We start from the raw sequence: 23902 nt of genomic DNA on the forward strand, positions 1-23902 counted from the left end.
ACGCAAGCTGGCATGACGTTAGGCTGTCAAATGCTTGGCGAAGCCGCACATGTTACCGGTTATGCGGTGTGTGATGATGAAGAATACTTTGCAAACAAGGTTGCCGACGATGTATCCGACTGGTACCGGCGCTACCCGGAGCTGGTGCCGCAGGGCTTTGTGTTCAATCGCGATCGTGTGCGTGTGATCGACGAATACATTGGTCCAGGTTATGCCATCGCGTCGGAGGAAATTTTCCAGGCCATTGCGATGGTCGCCCAGCAGGAGGGCTTGCTGCTGGATCCTGTGTATACCGGCAAAGCATTTTACGGGATGCTGCAGGACATCGAGAAAGGGCGATACGCGGGCAGCGAAAATCTGGTGTTTGTGCATACCGGAGGCCAATTCGGGTTATTTCCGCAGCGCGATGGTTTTAAGAGCAGTTGGGGCAATTAATCGGCAATCCGACGGTAATTTGTTCGCCGCAATAGAGTAGGGGCGAGAGTGCTTTGGCGAACACTGAATTACTGAGAAGACAGGATTTACTGTTTTAGCGGGAAATTTGGTAGTTAATCGATTTTTTGGCAGAAAACAGGACTTTAGTGCTGAAAATTGGCGGATTACTGTTCACTTCGTGAGGAAGCTGCTACTCTGGCGCCCAACGTCGGGGGGCTGGTTAATAACAATATTCTCTGATTTTGTGTGCGGGAGCAGTCTGTTTTAGGACCTTCCGTGCATGCGGCCAGCCTGACTAAGCACTGACGATATTTTATTCAAAACGATAAGTTGTGGGGGTTGATTTGGAATCATTCAATCAATTTTTGTTGACCCTGGACGGGCTGCTGGGTTCAGCATTCTGGTTTCCGTGGGTTCTGTTAGGGGTCGGCTTCTTTTTTACCCTGTATTTGGGCTTTCCCCAAATCCGTTATTTTGGCCACGCAATCAAAATTGTTCGTGGTAAGTATGACAAGCCGAGCGACCCCGGCGACACCTCACACTTCCAGGCACTTTCTACCGCGCTTTCCGGCACCGTGGGTACCGGTAATATTGGCGGTGTGGGTCTCGCCATTTTCCTCGGCGGCCCCGCGGCACTGTTCTGGATGTGGGTTACCGCATTTCTCGGTATGACGACGAAATTCGTCGAAGTAACGCTTTCCCACAAATACCGTATTAAAGCGGCCGACGGCTTCTATGCAGGTGGCCCCATGTTTTACATGGAGCGCCGTCTAAACATGAAATGGCTCGCGGTCATTTTTGCGATCGCAACGGTGATCAGCTCCTTCGGCACCGGCAGCCTGCCTCAGGTGAATAACATTGCCCAGGCCATGCACGACACCTTCGGCCTGAGCAAGATGCTTACCGGTGGTGTTCTGGCAATCCTGCTCGGCATGGTGATTATCGGTGGCATTACTCGTATCGCCAAAGTCACATCGACCATTGTTCCGGTTATGGCATCGCTGTACATAATCGGCGCGCTCGCGGTAATTCTGTACAACTACCAGAATATTATTCCCTCGTTCCAAGCGGTATTTGCCGGTGCCTTCAATGGTAGCGCGGCCGTTGGCGGCTTCCTGGGTGCGAGCTTCGCTTACGCATTTAACCGTGGTGTGAACCGCGGCCTGTTTTCCAACGAAGCTGGTCAGGGCTCCGCGCCGATCGCGCACGCCTCGGCCCGTGCCGATGAGCCGGTATCTGAGGGCATGGTATCCCTGCTGGAACCGTTCATTGACACCCTGATTATTTGTACCCTGACCGGCCTGGTTATTCTGTCTTCCGGTGTTTGGACCGAGAAGCACATGAACCAGTTCGAACGTGCAGACATGATGGTTGTTGCCGGTACCTATTCGGACAAGGACGAAGCGGATGTTAAGCAGCTATTTGGCTTCCTGAGCAATCAGAGCAGTGAGGTTACCCCCTACACCGGCGCTATTGTTGTGGCCGATGGGCGCCCGCTCAATGAAAACGAATTTACCGTGCTGAACTCCCGTTCCGTTGCCGAAGATGTTGAGTTCCGTGTTGCCGGCGATAACTTCTCCGGAGTACTGAACGTGAACAACGGACGCCTGGTGAACCCGAACGTGGATGTCTGGGGTAACTCGCTGTTGCACTCGGTGGCCCTGACCAACCGTGCGTTCCAGAAGGGCTTCTTCGGTGAGTACGGTAGTTACATCGTTACACTGGGGATTTTGTTGTTCGCGTTCTCTACCGCAATCGCCTGGTCCTATTACGGGGACCGCTCGATGATTTATCTGTTCGGGCCGAAGGCGGTGATGCCATACCGTTTGGTTTACGTGGTCGCCTTCTTCTGGGCAGCGATTGAGGATACAACGGTTATCTGGAACCTCTCGGCCGTTGCGATCGTGTTGATGACACTTCCGAACCTGTTCGGTATTTCGATCCTGGCGCGGGAAATGAAGGATACCGTGAAGGACTATTGGAAAGACCCCAGCCACAAGTAGGCTACGGTGAATTCCTGATACAAAAAAAGCCCGGCATATGCCGGGCTTTTTTCATTGCGATCACTGAGTATTGTCAAACATTCAGCAACAGGAATTCACGCTCCCACGAACTGATTACGCGGTTGAACTCTTCATACTCGTCCCGTTTGATCGCCGCCCAGGCGCGCACGAAGGTATCACCGAACATTTCCACCGCCTCAGGGCATTCAGCCATCAAGCTGAGTGCATGCTCCTGGGTCCGCGGCAGGGAGATGGGCTCAACCGAGCAATCGCCTTTATAGGGTTCACTTGGCGATACCTTGTTCATCATGCCCAGGTAACCACAGGCGAGCGACGTGGCAATTGCCAGGTACGGGTTACAGTCCGCGCCGGGGAAACGGTTCTCCAGGCGTTTGGCCTGAGGAGAGCTGTCCGGTACGCGCAGGCCTGTGGTGCGGTTGTCGTAGCCCCAATGCAGGCTGATTGGTGCTGCGTTTTCCTTGGTAAAACGACGGTACGAGTTTACGTTGGGCGCAAAGAATGTCATGAATCCCGGGGTATATTTCTGCATACCGCCGATGAAGTGCATAAAGCGTTCGTTTTCCGCACCGTCGTCGTCCACAAATATGTTTTTGCCGGTATTAACGTCCACGATGCTTTGGTGCAGGTGCAATGCACTGCCAGGTTCGTCGGCCATGGGCTTTGCCATGAACGTGGCATATATACCGTGGCGCAGGGCGGTTTCACGCACGGTGCGCTTGAAGGTAAAAACCTGGTCGGCCAACTTCAATGGGTCGCCATGCAAGAAGTTGATTTCCATCTGCGCGGTGCCGGATTCGTGGATCAGGGTGTCCACATCCAGTCCCTGAGCCTCCGAGAAGTCATACATGTCCTCGATGATGGACTCGTACTCGTTTGCCGCATCAATACTGTAGGATTGGCGGGTTTTCTCGGTGCGCCCAGAGCGGCCGACCGGAGCAGAGAGTTTTTCGTCCGGGTCGAGATTTTTCTTTACCAGGTAAAACTCAACTTCCGGCGCGACTATGGGTTTCCAGCCTTGCTCCGCATATTTATCCAGCACGAATTTCAGAATATTGCGCGTGCTGATAGGGTGGGGCTTGCCATCGCGGGTGTAACAATCGTGGATGATCTGCGCAGTTGGCTCGTTTGCCCAAGGGTTGAGGCGGATAGAATCCGGGTCGGGCACCAGAAGCATGTCGGTATCCGCTGGATCCACCAGCTCATTGTGCTCGTCGACGTAGTCACCGGTTACGGTCTGCACGAGGATACTCTCGGGCAGGCGACTGTCTTGGGTAAGGAACTTGTCGGTAGGGGTGAACTTTCCCCGCGCATTGCCAGACATGTCCGGTACCAGGCACTCGACTTCGGAGATGGAATGTTCCGCGAGCCACTGGGTTATCTTGTCCATTTTACACCTTGATATTGGAAGGCTTGTTTATAGGTATTTTGCCAATTTCGCCAAAACATTAGCGTAGATTCTGCTGGTGGGCGAAGGTTTGGCAGCCGGCGCACAGCAATTTTTGTCGCCCGGGCTTTGATTATGACAAAAAACCGAATTATCATTCAAGAAATACCGAATAATGATTCGGTTTTGTTTCGCGGTGCCGTCACAGGCATCACACCAGCTGCTGATATACGGGGCTTGCCCGTGAAACACTGCCGCGCTGCGAGGCAAAACCTGTCGCATCTAATTGAACTTGGAGATCCTACATGACCGCGAGCGGAAGTGTTTCAAAGCTACTCGGCCATACCGATTCCTATTACGCAGCCAGCGCCAATCCCACACCCGATTACCCCCGCCTACAGGGCGATATCGAGGCGGATGTGTGCATTATTGGTGCAGGCTATACCGGTCTTTCTTCTGCCCTGCATCTTGCCGAGCGGGGCTATAAAGTCGTGGTGCTAGAAGCCGAGCGCATTGGCTGGGGCGCCTCTGGCCGCAATGGAGGCCACGTGGGAGTAGGGCAGCGCAAGGGTCAGGAGGATCTGGAAAAGATGCTCGGCCTCGACAAGGCCAAGCTCCTCTGGGATATGGGCGTCGAGGCGGTGCAACTTGTCGATTCACTGGTTACCAAGCACGGCATCCAATGTGACCTAAAACGGGGCATTATGCACCTGGCCGCCAAAGAGAGTCACGATGACGAGCTGAAATCCGAGGTAGAGCTGCTCAACCAGCGCTACGGCTATGACCAGATCCGCTATGCCGACCGTCACGAGGTTGGCGAGCTGGTCGGATCGGAGCGGTTTTACGGTGGCCAGATTGATAGTGGGTCGCTGCATCTTCACCCGCTGAATTACGCGCTCGGTCTCGCGGATGCCGCAGCCGCCGCGGGCGTGCAGTTTTACGAACACAGCCGGGTCACCCGTTATCACGGTGGCAGCCCCTGTGTGGTCAGCACCTCGGGCGGGCGGGTAAACGCCAAGAATGTTGTTCTGGCCTGTAATGGCTATCTGGGCAATTTGGAGCCCCGTATGGCCGGGCGCATCATGCCCATCAATAACTTTGTTCTGGCCACCGAACCGCTGAGTGATGGTTTGGCACAAGAATTGATTGCGAACGACTACGCGCTGCAGGACACCCTGTTCGTGATCAATTATTGGAAGCTGTCCGGTGACAATCGCCTGGTGTTTGGCGGGGGAGAAAACTATACGTCGCGTTTCCCGCAGGACATCAAGGCGTTTGTGCGCAAGTACATGCTGGAAATCTACCCGCAGCTTGAAGACACCCGTATCGATTACGGGTGGGGTGGCACTCTCGCCATCACCATGAACCGAATGCCAAGCATTGGCCGTTTGGAGCCAAATGTGTACTACAGCCAGGGGTATTCTGGGCATGGCGTCCCAACTGCCACCTTTGCCGGCAAAATTCTTTCAGAAGTTATTGCCGGTACCGAGGAGAGATTTGATATATTGTCGCGCATTCCGACGCCAAGGTTCCCAGGCGGTACCTTGCTGCGTTGGCCGGGACTGGTTGCCGGCATGCTGTATTACAGCATGATGGACAAACTGGGCCGGTAGGCTTACTCGATTTCTTTGCTTTGTGGCCACAGCGGCACAGCGAAAATTCTGTGTCGTTATTGCCTCTCTTCGGCAGGTTACGGGTAGAAATAAAAGTTGAAGAATTGTTCGGTTTATGAAATAACAGACCGATCAGTTTACAAGCACTGGGTCCGTCCGAGCGGTATCTATGGGCACAAACCCGACAAAAATAACCCACGGGGAGTAACGATGACGCTATCAGACCGGTCTTTCATGGCCAAAAAGAACCTGCTTGCCTCCACCATCGGCGCAGTAGTTTTCACTGTCGGTGCCGGCGCGGTGGCCGCAGAGATCGAAGAAGTAACGGTAACTGCACAGATGCGTGCAGAGTCCCTGAAAGACGTTCCCATGTCTGTCAGCGCCTTTTCTGGCGAAACCATCAAGAACTCAAATCTGAGTGATTTCAAAGACCTGTTCGCCATTACTCCGGGAATTTCTGGTGAGACCACCGATGGTTTCTTCGATTCCGTCTCCGTGCGTGGGGTAAATAACAACGGTTTCGGTTCCGGTAGCGACCCCGCACTGGGCGTGTTCCTCGATGGCGTTTATCAGAGCCGTTCCGGTGCAGCGCCCACCATGTACGACCTGGAGCGCGTGGAAGTTGTGAAGGGCCCGCAGGGCACACTCTTCGGCCGCAATACTGCCTCCGGCGCCATTGCCATGACCACCCAGAAACCGGGTGACGTGTTCGGTGGTGATGTATCCGTGAGTGCGGGCCAGTACGGTCGCCTGGACTTTGAAGGCACCGTCGACATGCCGGTAAGCGAAGACTTTGCGGTGCGCATTGCGGGTATTCATCAGGAAGAAGACGGCCACGTGAAAAACCTGGCCGGTGGTCGTGACCTGGGCGCCAGCGAAGCTGATGCCATGCGTTTTACTGCCGTCTACAGCGGCTTCGCCGACACCACCGTTACCTTTTTGGGACAGTACGAAGACCGCATCAGCGACGGTACCATTTACCGCGCACTGGAAACCGATGGCGCCTACGACGAAGTCTATAACGACCAGCAGGGCACCGATCAGTCTGAGATTGCCGATGCGATCCTGACCATCGAACACCAGATGGATGCGCTGACGCTGACCTCCATTACCGGCTACAAGACCCACAACTACACCTATATCGAAGACTTCGATGGCACTGCAGACACCATCGATACCTTTGTGCGTGACCAGAGTGGCGATTTCTTCAGTCAGGAATTCCGCCTGACCTCCGACAACAGCGGCCCATTCAACTGGGTGCTGGGTGCGAGCTATTACCAGGAAGACCTGGACGCATACTTCGCCGGTGTGGATGCCGAAGACTTCATCTGTGCTGGTGCCATGGAAGTGGACTACGAACTGGACGTGGATTCTTCCGCGACCTGTGCCGAGTTGGCACTTGCCTATCCAGATGATATGGATGACGCCTTTGGTACCGGTGGCGATCCTTGGGAATACGCCCCGACTGCCGGCATGGCGATTCCGGGCGGCGTGATGGTTCCGGACGGCATGTCTATCGAAGAGTCTTTCACCAGTGGTGAATACAGTGGCTGGGGTATCTTCGCCAACACCACTTTCGACCTGACCGACGCTACCAGCCTGGGCTTGGGAGTTCGTTACACCTCTGATCGCAAGATCTATACCGTAGATTCGCCATGGCCAGATACCTGGACCGGTGGCTGGAACTATCAGGCACTGTTCACCGAAGGGCCGATCACAGGCGATGACACCTGGACCAACCTGTCTGGACGCGCGACCCTGAACCACGACTTCTCCGATTCCGTAACCGGCTACGCCAGTGTCGCGACCGGCTACAAGTCTGGCGGTTTTGACTACCTGACCTACCGTGTTACTGACCCGGCTTTCGCCGAGGACCAGGACGCATGGCTCGAAGAGTACGAGTGGACCGTAGACAGCTCCAACGCCGAGCCGAACGGCTTCGACGAAGAGCAGGTTCTGTCGTATGAGCTTGGTGTGAAGGCGCGCTTGCTGGACAACCGCCTGCACCTGAATGCAGCGGCTTTCCAGTACACCTACGAAGATCTGCAGCAGGCATTCTTCATAGGTGCGGCTGCGGTTACCCGCAACGTGGGTGAGAGTGAGGGCCAGGGCCTCGAGGTAGACGCGCGTTGGCTGCTGACCGACAACCTGGACCTCTACATGGGTATGGCGTGGCTGAATACCGATTTCCGCGGCGCACCTGAAGAGCTGTGCGAAGGCTGTGACGGCAATGAGATGGCGTTCTCTCCGGAGTTCTCATCTGCAACCATGCTGACCTACACCACCGATCTCGGCTTCGGTTCCCTGGCGCTGACTGGTGAGTATAACTACACCGGTGAGCAGTTCTCTAACCTCGATAACACCGAAGAAGTGAAGTTGGATAGCCGCAGCGTCTTCAATGTCCGTGCCACCATCACTGCGCCGAGTGAAAACCTGAGCGCTGGTATCTACGTGGAAAACCTGACGGGCGAAGAGTACTACCACTGGGGCTACGCAGAAGCGGATTACAATCTGCCCGCTACCATGACCGATCCTTCCCGCGGTCGTGTTGCCGGTGTGAATGTGAATTACCGCTTCTAATCGATTCCATTCGCGTCTCACAGGATGGGAATGAAGGGCCGGCAGCAATGCCGGCCTTTTTTTGGTGAGCGGTGTGCCTAATTATGTTAAAAATGCAGCTTCAGTAGCAGGGAAGATGGAAGTGTCCAGCTCAGACAATCAACGCCGTAAAAACCAGTTATCACCACGCCGCGAGCCCGTGCAGGCGAGGGCCCGTGAACGCGCCCGCCAGATTCTGGATACCACCGGCTATTTGCTCGAGCGTGTTGGCCTGAACGATCTCACCACCATTCTGATCGCCAAGGAACTCGGCGTTTCTGTCGGCTCTGTGTATCACTACTTTCCCAACAAGCATGCGATCCTTTATGCAATGGGCGAGCAGTGGCTTGCCAGCCTCACGGAACGCCTGAATGAGCTTGCGGCAAGTCCGCTGGAGCGACTCAGCCTGCGCGAATTCCTCGATGAGCTCCTGTCTCGTTGGCTTTCTGTTTACCAGGAGCAGCGCGGTTTGCTGCCACTGGTTCAGGCCATGTGGGGCGTGCCCGAACTGCATGAGTTGGACGAGCGTCACGACGAGCTGGTGATCAATCATCTAATGCGGATGTTTGATCGCCTTGGCTTTACCTGCCCACCCAATGAATCCAACCGACTCGCGCGCGCAACGCTCGAGACCTGCCATGCCATGCTGCTGGTTGTGGTGAATCAGGTCGGGGTCCGCTCCGAGCGAACCCGCGAGGATCTGGTTAATATGTTGATGGTTCTGCTTGAGCCACACCGTAATGAGGAACGACCATCGGGCCTTGATGACATCGAGGCCCCGTGAGGTGTCCAAATGACCAGCACACAAAACCCGGCCGGAGACCAAACAGGCTACCCAACAGGAAAGTCCCACCCCAATCGCCTGATCATCGCGATTTCGTCACGCGTATTGTTTGACCTGCGGGAAAGTCATCAGATTTTCGAAGAGCAAGGTGTCGAGGCCTTTTCCGCTTACCAGGTTGAGCGAGAGAACGATATTTTGCCAAAGGGCGAGGCGTTTTCCCTCGTCGAAAAATTTTTGCAAATCAATGAGCGCCTGCCCGGAGACCCAAGAGTTGAGGTGATACTGCTATCTCGCAACAGTGCAGATACGGGTTTGCGCGTGTTCAACTCAATAGAACACTATGGATTAAATATCAGCCGCGCGGCGTTTTGTAACGGCGGCAGTCCTTACCGGTATATATCACCCTTTGGCTGCCATCTTTTTCTGTCGACCGATGGCGAGGATGTGCGCAGGGCACTGGAGCAGGGCGTCGCCGCAGCGACGCTGATCCCGGGCGGCGCACGCCAGCGCGGCGATGAAGTACTGCGCTTTGCCTTTGATGGCGACGCGGTGTTGTTTTCCGATGAGGCAGAACAAATCTTCAAGCGCGATGGTCTCGATGCGTTTACCAGCGCTGAACGCGCCTCCGCGAAAAAACCGTTGCAAGGAGGGCCGTTCAAAGGTTTCCTCGAAGCGCTGCAACAGCTACAAGCGGAATTCGACCCCGAGGATTGCCCGATCCGCACCGCGCTGGTTACCGCCCGTTCTGCACCAGCGCACGAACGCGTCATCCGCACACTGCGCGCCTGGAATATTCGAATTGACGAGTCCATGTTCCTTGGCGGACTGCCCAAGGGTGAATTCCTGCGTGCGTTTGGTGCCGACGTATTTTTCGACGACCAGCCCGTTCACTGCGCTTCCGCCGGCGCCCATGTGGCAACCGGGCATGTACCCCACGGAATTGCCAATCAAGGCAAATAGGGCGTCAAGTAAACCCGCTTTCTGCTGCACTGCCGCGATTCAACATGTAGTTCGCAGCTCCTCGGTCACTTTTCGTAACCATTTGTTCACATTTCTCCCGGCCTTATCACGTTTAGTTGGCCCCACATGACATTCACTGCTATGCTTTTCGCGCATATAGTTGCATAGTTTTTATAACCATTTACTGGCGTCAAAAAGATCAATTTCCATTGATCAGACCGCATTAGCGACCGAATGGGCGAGGCAGGGAGGCAAGCTATGAAGCTGCAGCAGTTGCGTTATATCTGGGAGGTGGCACATCACGACCTGAATGTGTCTGCGACCGCACAAAGTCTGTTTACCTCCCAGCCAGGTATCAGCAAGCAGATACGCTTGCTGGAAGACGAGCTGGGTGTCGAGATTTTCGCGCGCAGCGGCAAACACCTCACCCGCGTTACTCCTGCAGGGGAGGCAATCCTCAAAACCGCCGGCGAAATCATGCGCAAGGTGGAAAACATCAAGCAGGTGGCGCAGGAATTTAGCAATGACAAACGCGGCAGCCTTGCCATTGCCACCACTCACACCCAGGCGCGTTACGCTCTGCCCACCGTCATCAAGGGATTTATTTCCCGCTACCCCGAAGTTTCCCTGCACATGCACCAGGGAACGCCCATGCAAATTTCTGAAATGGCTGCAGACGGCACCGCAGATTTCGCTATCGCCACCGAGGCGCTGGAGCTGTTCAGTGATCTGGTAATGATGCCGGTGTACCGCTGGAACCGCTGCATTCTGGTACCCAAGGGCCATGAGCTGGCACAGGTGCCCAAGCTGACGCTGGAGGAAGTTGCCAAGTATCCAATCGTGACTTACGTATTCGGGTTTACCGGTCGATCGAAGCTGGACGAGGCATTTCTCGAAAAGGGTTTATCACCCAAAGTCGTGTTTACCGCGGCGGATGCCGACGTCATCAAAACTTATGTGCGGCTCGGCCTTGGTATCGGGATTGTCGCGGATATGGCCGCGGTGGAAGATGAGGATAGTGATCTTGTCGCGCTGGATGCCAGTGACCTGTTTGAATCGAGCGTGACAAAAATTGGCTTCCGCAAAGGCATTTTCCTGCGCGGCTTTATGTACGAATTCTTCCAGCAGTTCGCACCGCACCTTACCCGTGAGCTTGTTGATCAAGCGGCGCAGGCGTCTTCGCGTGCGGAAGTGGATGAGCTGTTTTCACATATTGATTTGCCGGTTTACTAGGACCCGAGGTAGGGCCCATAGCGTTGTTGGCGGCCACGCCGTCAGCGCGTCGCCGCATTGAATCAACTGATGGTATCAATGGATAGCATCAAGCCGCCAGCTTGGCCAACACCTCTTTGGCGAACTTGAAGTACACCGTATAGACCTCGGGCGCCTTGCCTTCTTCTTCCACAACAAAAAACGGCGCGCGCTGCACGTTGAGCTTTTGAGCCAACAGCATGCCGGCACTGGCTGGATCGCGCTCATCGGCAATGAGCGTTTCGTCTAGGAATTTTTCCTGGTCGTTTTCCTTGAGCTTTTGCTCAACGTCCCGGCATTTCCCGCACGGGGAACCATCTGCAAGAATTTTCTTTACCAGCGTAATTCGCATGAAACACAGCCTTATTGTGTAGGGCCGTCGCCTCGGCATTCAGGCATAGCCCGTGCCCGGGGGCGGCTAAAATCCAGTGAATCTAATGATTGGCGCGGAATCTAGCAAAGAAAGGAAACCGTGGGAAATATCGAAGGGCGATAATTCTATAACCTGCGGCGGCACTCAGGAGAAGCGCGCCTCCAGGGTATCGAGGAAGATGCGGACCTTATCCAGGCACTCACGATGTTCGGCCGCCGGATCGGAGTCCGCCACGATGCCGCCGCCAGCGGCGCAATGGATCTTGCCACTACTTGCGGTGAGGGTGCGAATGGCAATATTCGTGTCCGCACGCCCACAGCTACTGAGGTAACCAATGCTGCCGCAGTAGGCACCGCGGGGGCTGTCTTCGAGCTCGCGAATAACTTCCATGGCGCGGCGCTTGGGGGCACCAGTAATCGAGCCGCCGGGGAAGCATGCGGCAAGCACGTCGGCGTACTCCACATCTTGTGGCAGTTGCCCGTTGATGGTGCTCACCAGGTGATGCACGTTGGCAAAACTTTGGAGCTCGAACAGATTTGGCACCCGGACACTACCGCGCTCGCAGACTTTACCGAAGTCATTGCGCAGCAAATCCACGATCATCAGGTTCTCAGCACGATCTTTGCGGCTGTCTCGCAGCTGCTGTGCCAGCGCCGCATCCTCGGCAGGAGTTTCGCCACGCGGCACCGTGCCCTTGATGGGTTCGGTTTGCAGGAAGCGCCCATCCACGAGAATAAACCGCTCCGGTGAAAAGCTGAGCAGCTGTCCTTGCGGGAGGGAGAGGTACGCAGAAAATGGACCCGCGGCCGCTTCACGCAACGCGAGATACGCGGTAAACGGGTCGCCCTCGTAGGAAGCTGTGAAGCGCTGCGTGAAATTTGCCTGGTAGATATCGCCAGCCCGGATGTAATCGAGAATAGACTCGATACGCCGCGCATACTCCTCCGAGTCATATTCGTGCTGGAAAGGCTGTGCGAGCTTGAACGCGTCCTGGACTGGTGCAGGCTTTTCCCAGTCAATGGCCGCAAAGCGCTGTTGCAGGTCCAGCTTTTGATAGCGGGTGCACGCGGGGTGGAAAACCAGGTGGGTTGCGCCCAGCTGGTGGTCAGCGATCAGTGCCCAGCTGTACAGCCCAAAGGCACCTGCCGGCAGGGGCGTAGGGCGCAGATCCGCGGTCAAGAAATTGCCGTGACTGCCCAGCTCGTAGCCTGCAAAGCCTATGGCACCACCACAAAATGGGATTTGCTGGTCTACTTCCTGCGGTGCCAGTTCGCAGAGCAAATCATCCAGGGCCGCGAACGGTGCCGGGTCGCCTGCACTCAGGGTCAGCGAAGCGATCGGGTCTGCACTGATGATGTCGAAACGCCCGCCGCTGGCACGGGGCTGCCCCGAATCCAACCAGACCGGACAGGGTAGGTCCCCGAGCGCCGCAAAGGCTGCACCGAGATTACGGGAATAGGGCAGGGAAATGATCTGCAAAACGTCAACCAAACTTCCGGGCGGGTTTACCGCGCCGCTTTCTCACGAGCAATAGGCGTCGCCTTGTGGGCGGCGCTACTTTACTCCAAATTGCTCGCTGAGCCTAACGAAACACCCTTGCCAGTGTTTCACCATACGCAGTAATACGCTCTTCGTGCTCAGTCCGCTCACTGTGCACTATGAAAATTTAGCTGATTCTGCGCTCAATTCCCGCTTGCGACATGAGTCGGGTTGCTAACTCCTCTACCGACAGCTCGGTCGCATCTAGGTAGGGGATCTGTGCGCGCCTGAGCATTTGTTCCACCTGACGGACCTCAAACTCGCATTGCTCCGGCGACGCGTAGCGGCTGTTGGCGCGTCGTTCCTGGCGAATACTCATGAGGCGACGCGGGTCGATCGTGAGGCCGAAGAGTTTGTGTTGATAGGGGCGCAGGATCTTCGGCAGGGAGGTAGAGTCCATGTCCTCTTCGGTGATGGGGTAGTTTGCCGCGCGCAAACCAAACTGCAGCGCCAGATACAGGCATGTCGGTGTCTTGCCCGAGCGCGAAACACCAACCAGGATCACATCCGCGCTTTCAAACTCACGCGTACGCCGGCCATCGTCATTGTCCATGGCAAAGTGCACTGCATCCATCCGCGCGCTATAGCGGCTGTCGTTGGAAATCCCATGGGAAACACCCACCGTGCGCACCGGGTTTGTCCCAAACAGGTTTGCCAGTGGGGCAAGGTAGCTCTCAAATACATCGAGCATCAACGCCGAACTTTCATGCAGCTGATTGCGAATCTGATCGGAAACAATACTGGTGATAATAATTGGCTGCAGGCCAGATTCTTCAGCAGCACGCTCTATACGTTGTAAAACCTGTTTTACCCGCGCCTCTGAGTCCACATAAGGGACAGTCACTTGCTCTACCGGCTGGTCGCGAAACTGTGCCAACAGGCTGTGGCCGATACCTTCTACGGTAAGACCGGTGCCATCTGAAATAAAAAACGCGGTGCGCTTTTTGCCGCTGGGTGTTGCGGCGGCATGATCTTCGGTCACAGGTGTAGGGTTCGGTGTGGAATCCGTCATAATTTTTTCTTGATCAACAGATACATTGCGACAAAACACGCTCGTAGGTTTTGTAATTGAAGCAGCGAGTGCTTCTGGCCAGCTAATCAATCATACAACACTCATGCACTCACTCGTACCGCCGCGTGCGGTCATGTGTGCGCAGCGCGATGTAGTCAAAACCCGTCCCGGCACGCAAATCTTGTAGAAAAATTACAACAAATATTGGCGAATTTGAGTGGTATTTGCGGGGTATTATTTACAAAACCCTTCCTTATAATTTGCCGCCAGAAACGCAGTCTTAGAGGACAGATCATTGACCACTTATACTCTCGATTTCGCGAAACTGGGCATGGCGGATGTCGACAAGGTTGGCGGCAAGAACGCCTCTCTTGGTGAAATGATCTCGTCACTGTCAGGGGCTGGCGTTAGTGTGCCCGGTGGCTTCGCCACAACTGCGGAGGCTTTTCGTGAGTTCCTGAGCAGCGCAAATCTAGACGCGCGTATTGCCGAGCGCCTGCAAAACCTGGATGTGGATGACGTTACTGCCCTGGCCGCCGCGGGTGAGGAAATCCGCCAGTGGCTGCTGGATACGCCATTTCCCGCACAGCTCGAAAAAGAAATTCGCGAGGGTTACGAAGCCCTCGGCGGCGGCGAGACTGCCGTGGCCGTGCGCTCATCGGCGACCGCAGAAGATTTGCCGGACGCTTCATTTGCCGGCCAGCAGGAGACCTTCCTGAACATCCGTGGTATCGATTCTGTGCTGCAGGCGGTCCGTGAAGTATTTGCCTCGCTGTACAACGACCGCGCCATTGCCTACCGCGTGCACACGGGCTACGCAGACGTAGGGGTATACCTCTCTGCCGGCATTCAGCACATGGTGCGCAGCGAAACCGGCGCTTCCGGGGTGATGTTTACCCTGGATACCGAAAGCGGTTTCCGCGATGTGATTTTTGTTACCGCGGCCTACGGCCTCGGCGAGACCGTGGTGCAGGGCGCGGTGAACCCAGACGAGTTTTACCTCTACAAACCCGCACTGGAAGCCGGCCGCCCGTCAATTTTGCGTCGCAACCGCGGCAGTAAAGCAATCAAGATGGTTTACGACGCCAGCGGAGATTGTGGCCGTTCGGTCAAAACTGTGCCGGTCGACGAAGTGGACCGCCTGCGGTTTGCTCTGAATGAGCAGGAGTTAACGGAACTCGCCAATCAGGCTCGCAAGATCGAAGCGCATTACCAGCGCCCCATGGACATCGAATGGGCGAAAGACGGCGACAGCGGCAAACTGTTTATCGTCCAGGCCCGTCCTGAGACCGTGCGCTCACGAGACACCGGTACCAGCATCGAACGCTACAAGCTTCAGGAGCGCAGCGAAGTGCTGTGTGAGGGACGCGCCATTGGCCAGCGCATTGGTGCCGGCCCTGTGCGGGTGCTCGAATCCGTTGAAGACATGGCGCAGATGCAGGACGGCGACGTACTGGTCACCGATATGACCGATCCAGATTGGGAACCGGTACTGAAAAAGGCCAGCGCTATCGTTACCAATCGCGGCGGGCGTACCTGCCACGCAGCGATCATTGCACGTGAGTTAGGCATTCCGGCGGTGGTCGGCTGTGGCGATGCCACCGAGAAGCTGTCTACCGGTACCCCGGTAACCGTGACCTGTGCCGAGGGCGATACGGGCTTTGTGATGTCTGGTCAGCTGGATTTCGAGCGCTCGCTCACCGAAGTCAAGGACATGCCCGACTTACCGTTTAAGATCATGTTGAATGTGGGCAACCCGGACCGTGCCTTTGCCTTCAGTAACCTGCCGAACCAGGGGGTCGGCCTTGCGCGCCTGGAGTTTATTCTCAACCGCATGATTGGTATTCACCCCCGTGCGCTGCTGGAACTGGACCGCCTCCCGCAGGAGCTGCAACACACCATTCGCAATCGCATCGGTGGCTATGCATCCCCTGAGGACTTTATCGTCGAAAAACTGGTTGAAGGCATCTCCACTCTCGCCGCCGCTTTCGCACCGAATCGCACCATCGTGCGCCTCTCAGACTTTAAGTCCAACGAGTATGCACACTTGGTGGGTGGGCAAATGTATGAGCCCAGCGAAGAAAACCCGATGCTGGGCTTCCGCGGTGCCGCGCGTTACCGCTCCAAAGATTTCCGCCAGTGCTTTGCGCTGGAGTGTAAGGCGCTCAAGAAGGTCCGCGACGAGATGGGCCTGACCAATGTTGAGATTATGGTGCCATTCGTACGTACACCGGATGAGGCCCGCCAGGTAATTGAGCTGCTGGAACAGAACGGCCTCAAGCGCGGGGAAAACGGGCTCAAAGTCATCATGATGTGCGAGCTTCCCTCAAACGCCTTGCTGGCCGAGGATTTCCTGCAGTACTTCGATGGTTTCTCGATCGGTTCCAACGATCTGACACAGCTGACCTTGGGCCTGGACCGCGATTCCGGGCTGGTGGCCGAACTGTTCGATGAGCGTGACCCAGCGGTGAAAATGTTGCTGTCACGGGCCATTCAGGCGTGTAAGAAAGCAGGTAAATACGTCGGCATTTGTGGTCAGGGTCCGTCTGACCATAAAGACTTTGCCCAGTGGCTGATGGATGAGGGTATCGACAGTGTGTCCCTCAATCCGGACACTGCGGTGGATACCTGGCTGTATCTCGCCAACCAGGGTGTTGCGGAATAGACACTTCTGACTGCGATCCTGTAGCAGCCTGTTGCTTAATCGTAGAATTTCAAGCAAAGCGCCTTTTTTAAGGCGCTTTTTTGTTATTTGCCAATAGGAAAATATTCCCTGACAGGCGGAAAAATTGGAGACAAGAGGTGTGGTCATTTCACCGCTTTAGTCTTGTGAAACGACATGCTTGAATCTAAGTGAATTGCCAAATTCCATAAAACTGCTATACGCCCGATGAAATCAATCTAAGCGCAAAATTTCACATCAATAGAATCGAAAGAGCTTTCACATAAGTGTTATTCGCGGCCGTGAGAGTGATTCATTCAAATCTGTCTATTCGAAGCAGAAGCCAACGATTCTAGTTCTGACTGAGGTGTGATCATGCTTAGACATTTTCAAGTCTCTCCCGACGATTCAGCAATCCATTCAAACCATCAGCGAAGTCGGCAGTACCTGCGCAACCAACCGGGAGGGGATGTGAGTGTCGCAGAGGACGTATCTACCATTTCCCGTCGCGTAATGGCTACGGTCATGCTGCTCGTGGGTGGCTTAATCGGTACTCTTTGGCCATCGTTTGCGGAAGCAAATCGGGGCGGCAACTGGTTTGACGATGCCGCCGCGATGAATTCTTCCGGCGCACCCTCTATCCGCATTAACCTGAGCGAGCAGAAAGCCTACTTTTACAAGGGTGGCCGTCTGGTAGGCACATCCCTCATCTCATCGGGTAAAAAAGGTTTTCGCACGGGCACCGGTAAGTTCCGTGTGCTGGCGAAGCGCCCCAATCACCGCTCCAGCATTTACGGCAGTTATGTTGATCGTAACACCGGCCGTGTAGTGCGTGCCGATGTGGATACGCGCAAACACCGTCGTCCTGCCGGCACCTACTATCGCGGTGCAAAAATGAATCACTACATCCGCTTTAACGGTGGTATTGGCCTGCATGCCTCTGGCCATGTACCGCGCTATCCTGCATCGCACGGCTGTGTACGCATGCCCCCACACATGGCACGCAAGTTCTATCAATACGCGCGTGTCGGTATGCCTGTGACCGTTACCTACTAACGGCAGGTTCTGCTAACAGCAAAGTTTGGCAGCCTGCGCCCGAGCCCGACACGCGGTGTCTGCGCTCGGGAATCCGGCAGGCCCTGTTGCCGGGTATTATCCATCGTGGTGATACCCGGCATTTTTGTGTGTGCAATGCGAAAACTATCACTTAACGGTTATGATGCTTGCTTATCAGCCGGGCAGTCGGCACTGCTAAAACCTTTTGATTTTCGGAGCGCATCATGGCCAACAAACCTATTTCGACCCCCGATCTTTGCGACGAATTTCCCCAACTGGTTCAGGTAGTCGAGCCAGGCTTCATTAACTTTGGCGGACGCGAAACCTTCGGCGGCAAGATCACCACCATTAAGTGTTTTGAAGATAACTCTTTGGTGCGTGACTTGGTGGCGGAAGAGGGGGCAGGACGGGTGCTGGTAGTCGACGCAGGTGGCTCCATGCGACGTGCGTGTCTTGGTGACATGCTGGCGGAGAAAGCATTCAACAATCACTGGGAAGGCATCCTCATGTATGGCTGCATCCGTGACGTAGATGAAATTTCTCAACTACAGTTAGGAGTGCAGGCGCTGGGAAGTCACCCAATGAAGACGGACAAAAAGGGCATCGGTGAACGCGATGTTGCAGTGACTTTTGGCGGCGTTACCTTTAATCCCGGAGAGTATTTATACGCTGACAATAACGGTGTGATAGTTTCCGCAAAACCACTGATGTAACTTGGCAATATCGGATTCAATTTTATTTTCTCTGGTCCTTCTATCCGCGCTGGCACACGCTGTATGGAACGCAGTCGTTAAACATAGTGGGGAAGCGTTCCTACAGCTTGCGATGATCCGCAGTGTCGGCCTCTTCGCCGGCATTCTCCTCGCCACACAGCTGCCATTGCCTTCGCAGTCCTCGCTGGTCTTTCTTATTGGTGGCGCACTGTTCCAGTACCTGTATTTCTTCCTGCTCTCGCGGTCCTACCACGCGCTCGACTATGGCACCGCCTACCCAATCGCCCGCGGCGTCACACCACTGATGGTGGCATCCGCGGCACTGGTATTCCTCGATGAATCACTGGAACCCATGCAGATCGTCGGGGTGTTGCTGGTGAGTTGCGGCATATTCGCCCTGATCATGAAAGAACTGCGGGTCAGCTCTGCGGGCATCTATTACTCACTCGGCACGGGTATCGCTATTACCGGCTATACCACACTGGGTGCGGCAGGCGTCCGTACCGTAGAAAACCCATGGAGTTTCGTCGCCTGGCTCGAAATCCTGTCCGGTGGCGGCGTCATTGTGGCCGTTCTGCTGACACGGCCTTTGAAAGGGTTGGCTTTCGCACGCGCCAACTTTTTACGCAGTTCGCTATCGGGGATACTCGCCACCAGTGGGTTTGGAATCGCCCTATGGGCGACTTCACTGATGCCTGTGGCGGCAGTCGCCGCAACCCGCGAGGTAAGCATCCTGTTTGCATCGCTCATTTCTGTGTTTTTGCTCAAGGAACGCCTTTCCCTTCGCCGCGTATGTGGCGCCCTGATTATCTTTTGTGGCATTGGCGCGTTAGCGCTTGCCTGATCAGTAGCAAGCGCTGTTCCTGTGCGAGTCTTTGCCCCTTATCGGCCGCTAGATTGCCTATAGTTGCAATGACCTTATTTTAAGATGACTAGTCGTGAGGATTGTTTCTCGACTATCCGCTCCTTTTCACAGTCACTCAAATGTAACGGCCTCTCCAAAGGACAAATAATGAGCAGCTTGCGTCAGAAGTGGGTTACAGCGCCACTACTAAACTGGATTAAGAAAGTTTTGCCGCCAATCTCCGATACCGAGCGGGAAGCCATGGAGGCGGGCGAAGTGTGGTGGGACGCAGAGTTGCTCTCCGGCAAGCCCGACTGGGACCAGCTGCTCAATATGGGGCAACCGGAACTCACCGAGGCGGAGCAGGCATTTGTCGATGGCCCGGTGGAAGAGTTATGCAGGATGATCGATGACTGGAAAGTGTCGTATGAAGACCACGACATTTCGCCAGAAATCTGGGATTTTCTCAAAAAGCATCGCTTCTTCGGCATCATCATTCCCGAAGAATTCGGTGGCCTCGGTTTCTCGCCCACCGCCCATGCCCAGATCGTTACCAAAATATCCACGCGCAGCACCAGTGTCGGCGTCACCGTGATGGTGCCCAATTCACTGGGCCCGGGCGAACTACTAATGGCCCACGGTACCCCCGAACAGAAGCAGCATTACCTGCCCAGGCTTGCCGACGGTCGTGACATCCCTTGCTTTGGCCTAACCAGCCCCGAGGCGGGTTCAGACGCCGCTGCCATGGTGGACAATGGTGTCGTGTGTTACGCGGATTACCAGGGCGAGAAAACCCTGGGTATGCGCGTCAACTGGCACAAGCGCTATATCACCCTGGGTCCGGTTGCTACGGTGCTCGGTCTCGCATTCAAGCTCTATGATCCAGACCATATTCTCGGGGATGAGGAAGAGCTCGGGATCACCGTTGCGCTGGTCCCCACCGATACCGAGGGCGTGACCATCGGTCAGCGCCATTTACCCGCGATGCAGGCGTTTATGAACGGTCCTAACTGGGGTAAAGACGTTTTTATTCCCATGGACTGGATCATCGGCGGGCAAGAAAACATCGGCCATGGCTGGCACATGTTGATGAGTGCGCTCGCCGCAGGGCGGGGCATTTCCTTGCCATCGCTGTCTACCGGAGGCGCGAAGCTTGCTGCGCGTACCACTGGCGCTTACGCCTATGTGCGCGAGCAGTTCGGGATCTCTATCGGTAAATTTGAAGGGGTACAGCGCCGTCTTGCGGAGATCGCGGGCATTGCCTATGTGCTCGATTCTGCGCATAAGACCACAACCCGGGCCTTGGACCAGGGCCGCAAACCCGCCGTTATCTCCGCGATTATGAAGGCCCACGCGACCTTCGGTCTGCGCCAGGCGATCAACGACGCCATGGACATTCACGCCGGAAAGGCGATCATTGATGGGCCCTCCAACTATCTGGGTAACGTGTATCGTGCGGTACCCGTAGCGATTACCGTCGAGGGTGCCAACATTCTGACCCGCAGCCTGATGATCTTCGGCCAGGGGGCCATACGCTGCCATCCGTACCTGTTACAGGAAATGGAAGCGGCAACCAATCCCGATCACGATGCCGGCGTCAGGGAACTCGACGCGCTGCTACCCAAGCATTTCATGTTCCAGTTAAAGACTTTTGCCCGCGCCGTTTTCCATGGCTGGACCGGCGGCCTGTTTGCCAGCAGCCCCAAGGGCGTTGGCGATGCGGCGAAGTATTATCGACAGATGAACCGCTACTCTGCGGTTCTGACGCTGGTCACGGAAATATCCCTGATGTCGTTGGGCGGGGAACTGAAACGCAAGGAAATGATTTCCGCGCGGCTCGGTGACGTACTGAGCGATCTGTACCTCATGAGCTGTGCGCTCAAGCGTTTTAACGATGATGGCAGCCCCGACAGTGATCGCCCCTTGTTGGAGTTCGCCATGCGCTCGGGCTTCCACAACATTGAAGTGAGCTTGATTGAGGTATTCCACAATTTCCCAATTCGCTTTATTGGCCAGCTGATGCAGTTCCTGACCATGCCCTGGGGGCACAGCATTCGCGATGCGTCAGACCGCCAGGCCAAAGCGTGCGCCGACCTGATCATGGTGCCGTCAGAGACCCGCGACAGGCTTACCGAGGGCGTCTTTCTCGGCAACCCCGGCGATGGCGTTGACATTGTCGAGCAGGCGTTCGAGCTCAGCCATGCAACCGCAGATATCCGCGAGAAAATGAAAAAGGGTGGCGTGCGCGCACTCAGTGTGAAGTCCGTGGAGGAGGCTCTGAGCAAAGGCCTGATCAACGAGGAGGAGGCCTCCGAGATGAAGCTCACCGCCGAGGCCGTGGACAAGGCAATTCAGGTCGATCACTTCGACTCACTGGGCGGCCAGAAGACAACAGGGTAAAGCGACCGCGGGGGCTTCACGGTGCAATCGACGAAAGAGCCTGAGTACTTCGAAGAAGTAGAAGCCTGCGTGGAAGCAGTGCTCGCGAGTACGGGAAACCGCATTGTACTGGGCCTGCCACTCGGTATTGGCAAGGCAAATCATTTCGCAAACGCCTTGTATGCCCGTGCCGAAGCGGACCCGGACATTTCCCTGACGATTTTCACCGCGCTGACACTGGAACGGCCCGCGAGCGGCAATGAACTACAGCGACGTTTTGTACTGCCGCTACTGGACCGCCTGTACCGCGACTATCAGGACCTGGCCTACAACCAGGCCCGCCGCAAGGGCCTGCTGCCACCCAACGTTGAAGTGTGTGAGTTTTTCATGCAACCCGGCAGCATGCTCAATGTCGCGAGCGCACAGCAGGATTACGTCAGCACAAATTACACCCTCGTACCGCGCGACCTTTTGGATCGCGGGGTAAACGTCGTCGCACAAATGGTGTCGCCCGCCACAGATGACAGCGGCGACTACAGCCTCAGCAGCAACCCAGATCTTACTTTGCCACTGTTGGCGCTTGCCGAGCGACGCAATCACGGCCCCATCACGGTAGTCGGCGAAGTGAACCCACATCTGCCCTTTATTGGCGGGGATGCCCGGGTCAGTGAATCCATATTTGATTTTCTACTGCACGGAGACACCTTCGCCCAGGAGATATTTCCTGCACCGAATGCACCGGTGCGGTTTACCGAGTACGCACTTAGCTTCCATATCGCCAGCCTGGTAAAAGATGGTGGTACCTTGCAGGTGGGAATCGGTGCGCTCGGGGACGCAATCTGCCATGCACTGCGTCTGCGGCATACGCACAATCAAGATTTCAACGATATCCTGCATTCACTGCAGTCCGAACTGGATGCTACCGTCTGCAGTATTCCGGCGGAATCAGGCCTGTTTTCTCTGGGAATTTACGGGGCCAGTGAAATGGTGCCGGAAGGATTTCTCCACCTGCGTCGCGCAGGGGTGATGAAGCGCAAGGTCTACCAGGATGCCGCACTTCAGTCGCTGTTAAACACTAGCTCAATTGCCGATTGTGCATCAGAGGAATTGTTACTCGCGCTGCGCGACAGTGGCAGAATCCAAAGCCCGCTCAGCGAAGACGATACCCGCTTCCTGCAGGCCATGGGCATCATCGATCCCTCCTACAGTTGGCGTGGCCACCGCTTCCTTGATGAAGGGGGCGAACTGGAAGAGTGTGATTTACACAGCACCACAGGACGCCAAAAATTGCTCGGCAGTGTCGCGGGCAAGCCGATTGCCGGCGGCACCTGGCTCCACGGGGGGTTCTATCTCGGTTCAACTAGTCTGTATCGGGAACTACGCGACATGGATCCGGATGAGTTGGCCGGCATCAATATGACTGGTATCGATTACATCAATACGCTGGAGCAAGATCGGGAACTCAAGTGCGCGCAGCGCCAACACGCGCGATTCGTGAACTCCGCAATGATGGTCACCCTGAACGGCGCTGTTGTGTCAGACGGGCTGGCTAACGGTAAGGTCGTGAGTGGGGTGGGGGGGCAATATAACTTCGTTGCGCAGGCGCAGGAGCTGCCTGGGGCGCGTTCCATCATTGCGCTCTCCAGCACGCGTACAAGTGGCGGCCGTGCACAGAGTAATATTGTCTGGGAGTACCCCAACTGCACAATACCACGGCACCTGCGGGATATCGTGGTCACCGAGTATGGCATTGCCGATCTGCGCGGCAAAACAGATCGGGACGTGATCGTCGCGATGCTCTGTATTGCGGACACTCGCTTCCAGGGTGAACTCCTTGCCAAAGCAAAGGCTGCGGGAAAGGTGGAGCGTAGCTTTAAGATTCCTCCGCAGTATCGCAACAACACACCGCATCGAATTCTGGCAATTTTTGAGCAGGGACACCGGCCGGCATTGCTGCCATATTATCCGCTGGGCACAGACTTTACAGAGCAAGAGGCCCAACTGGCCGTAGCCTTGCAGAGTCTCAAGGAGACCGGGCGCAATGTATTTACCTACTGGCCGCTTTTGCGTAAAGGCCGGGATCTGGTGAAGCACCGTCTGGATGAGTTTCCAGCCATCCGCGCCTGTCTGGAACGCATGGGATTCGACGGCAGCGATGACTTCCACCACAGGTTGCTCGCCTATCTGGTCGCCGGTGCCTGCCTCACCTTCTTTGATGACAGGCGCGCACTCGGCGATACCGCCGCCAGCAATGATGCGAATGTGCAGTGACGCG

The 23902-nt window shown here is 55.7% G+C and carries 17 protein-coding genes; 13 read left to right on the forward strand and 4 right to left on the reverse strand.

Features of this window, described 5'->3' with window-relative positions:
• A partial coding sequence (locus tag AS89_RS0100850; protein ID WP_010130337.1) for a pyridoxal-phosphate dependent enzyme occupies positions 1-435 on the forward strand: 435 nt, incomplete at its 5' end.
• A gap of 344 nt (positions 436-779) precedes the next feature.
• On the forward strand, positions 780-2438 hold the full coding sequence (locus tag AS89_RS0100855; RefSeq protein ID WP_029249674.1) for an alanine/glycine:cation symporter family protein: 1659 nt from the start codon (positions 780-782) through the stop codon (positions 2436-2438).
• A 73-nt stretch (positions 2439-2511) separates the two neighbouring features.
• On the opposite strand, the gene AS89_RS0100860 is transcribed toward AS89_RS0100855, so the two are convergent.
• On the reverse strand, positions 2512-3846 hold the full coding sequence (locus AS89_RS0100860) for a glutamine synthetase family protein (RefSeq protein WP_010130339.1): 1335 nt from the start codon (positions 3844-3846) through the stop codon (positions 2512-2514).
• A 302-nt stretch (positions 3847-4148) separates the two neighbouring features.
• Here AS89_RS0100860 and AS89_RS0100865 point away from each other — a divergent pair, with 302 nt between their 5' ends.
• The 5 genes from AS89_RS0100865 to cysB all read left to right on the forward strand — a co-directional run bounded on the left by AS89_RS0100865 (position 4149) and on the right by cysB (position 11031).
• Entirely contained in the window at positions 4149-5456 is a 1308-nt protein-coding gene (locus AS89_RS0100865) for an NAD(P)/FAD-dependent oxidoreductase (RefSeq protein ID WP_010130340.1), read from the forward strand.
• 210 nt (positions 5457-5666) lie between these two features.
• Positions 5667-8036 (forward strand): TonB-dependent receptor, encoded by a 2370-nt coding sequence (locus AS89_RS0100870; RefSeq protein ID WP_010130341.1) that lies wholly within the window; start codon positions 5667-5669, stop codon positions 8034-8036.
• Between the two features lie 115 nt (positions 8037-8151).
• Positions 8152-8838 (forward strand): TetR/AcrR family transcriptional regulator, encoded by a 687-nt coding sequence (locus tag AS89_RS16520; protein ID WP_010130342.1) that lies wholly within the window; start codon positions 8152-8154, stop codon positions 8836-8838.
• Between the two features lie 9 nt (positions 8839-8847).
• Positions 8848-9798 (forward strand): 5'-nucleotidase, encoded by a 951-nt coding sequence (locus AS89_RS0100880; protein ID WP_010130343.1) that lies wholly within the window; start codon positions 8848-8850, stop codon positions 9796-9798.
• Positions 9799-10056: 258 nt separating this feature from the next.
• Positions 10057-11031 (forward strand): HTH-type transcriptional regulator CysB, encoded by a 975-nt coding sequence (gene cysB, locus AS89_RS0100885; protein WP_010130344.1) that lies wholly within the window; start codon positions 10057-10059, stop codon positions 11029-11031.
• Positions 11032-11119: 88 nt separating this feature from the next.
• Here cysB and AS89_RS0100890 read toward each other — a convergent pair whose 3' ends face one another.
• From AS89_RS0100890 to ppsR, 3 genes are all read right to left on the reverse strand, one after another.
• Positions 11120-11401, reverse strand: a complete 282-nt coding sequence (locus AS89_RS0100890; RefSeq protein ID WP_010130346.1) for a hypothetical protein — start codon at positions 11399-11401, stop codon at positions 11120-11122.
• Between the two features lie 165 nt (positions 11402-11566).
• Positions 11567-12901, reverse strand: coding sequence for an aminodeoxychorismate synthase component I (pabB, locus tag AS89_RS0100895; RefSeq protein ID WP_033229719.1), 1335 nt, complete (start codon positions 12899-12901; stop codon positions 11567-11569).
• Positions 12902-13088: 187 nt separating this feature from the next.
• Positions 13089-13973: a posphoenolpyruvate synthetase regulatory kinase/phosphorylase PpsR gene (gene ppsR, locus AS89_RS0100900; protein WP_010130348.1), complete on the reverse strand. Its 885-nt coding sequence runs from the start codon at positions 13971-13973 to the stop codon at positions 13089-13091.
• A gap of 295 nt (positions 13974-14268) precedes the next feature.
• On the opposite strand from ppsR, the gene ppsA reads away from it, so the two are divergent.
• From ppsA to AS89_RS0100930, 6 genes are all read left to right on the forward strand, one after another.
• Positions 14269-16638 carry a phosphoenolpyruvate synthase gene (gene ppsA / locus AS89_RS0100905; protein WP_010130349.1) on the forward strand — a complete coding sequence of 790 codons (2370 nt, stop codon included), beginning with the start codon at positions 14269-14271 and terminating at the stop codon, positions 16636-16638.
• Positions 16639-17106: 468 nt separating this feature from the next.
• A complete protein-coding gene (locus tag AS89_RS0100910; RefSeq protein ID WP_237709611.1) occupies positions 17107-17691 on the forward strand; it encodes a L,D-transpeptidase family protein in 585 nt (194 codons plus the stop codon).
• Positions 17692-17915: 224 nt separating this feature from the next.
• The gene (gene rraA / locus AS89_RS0100915; RefSeq protein WP_010130351.1) at positions 17916-18404 is read left to right on the forward strand and encodes a ribonuclease E activity regulator RraA; all 489 of its coding nucleotides are present in this window, start codon (positions 17916-17918) and stop codon (positions 18402-18404) included.
• Between the two features lies 1 nt (position 18405).
• Positions 18406-19248 carry an SMR family transporter gene (locus AS89_RS0100920; protein ID WP_441295529.1) on the forward strand — a complete coding sequence of 281 codons (843 nt, stop codon included), beginning with the start codon at positions 18406-18408 and terminating at the stop codon, positions 19246-19248.
• Between the two features lie 168 nt (positions 19249-19416).
• Positions 19417-21648 (forward strand): acyl-CoA dehydrogenase, encoded by a 2232-nt coding sequence (locus AS89_RS0100925; protein ID WP_010130353.1) that lies wholly within the window; start codon positions 19417-19419, stop codon positions 21646-21648.
• Between the two features lie 21 nt (positions 21649-21669).
• On the forward strand, positions 21670-23898 hold the full coding sequence (locus AS89_RS0100930) for an acetyl-CoA hydrolase/transferase C-terminal domain-containing protein (RefSeq protein WP_010130354.1): 2229 nt from the start codon (positions 21670-21672) through the stop codon (positions 23896-23898).
• Positions 23899-23902: the final 4 nt, after the last annotated feature.

Source organism: Microbulbifer agarilyticus S89, from assembly GCF_000220505.1.
GTDB lineage: Bacteria > Pseudomonadota > Gammaproteobacteria > Pseudomonadales > Cellvibrionaceae > Microbulbifer > Microbulbifer agarilyticus_B.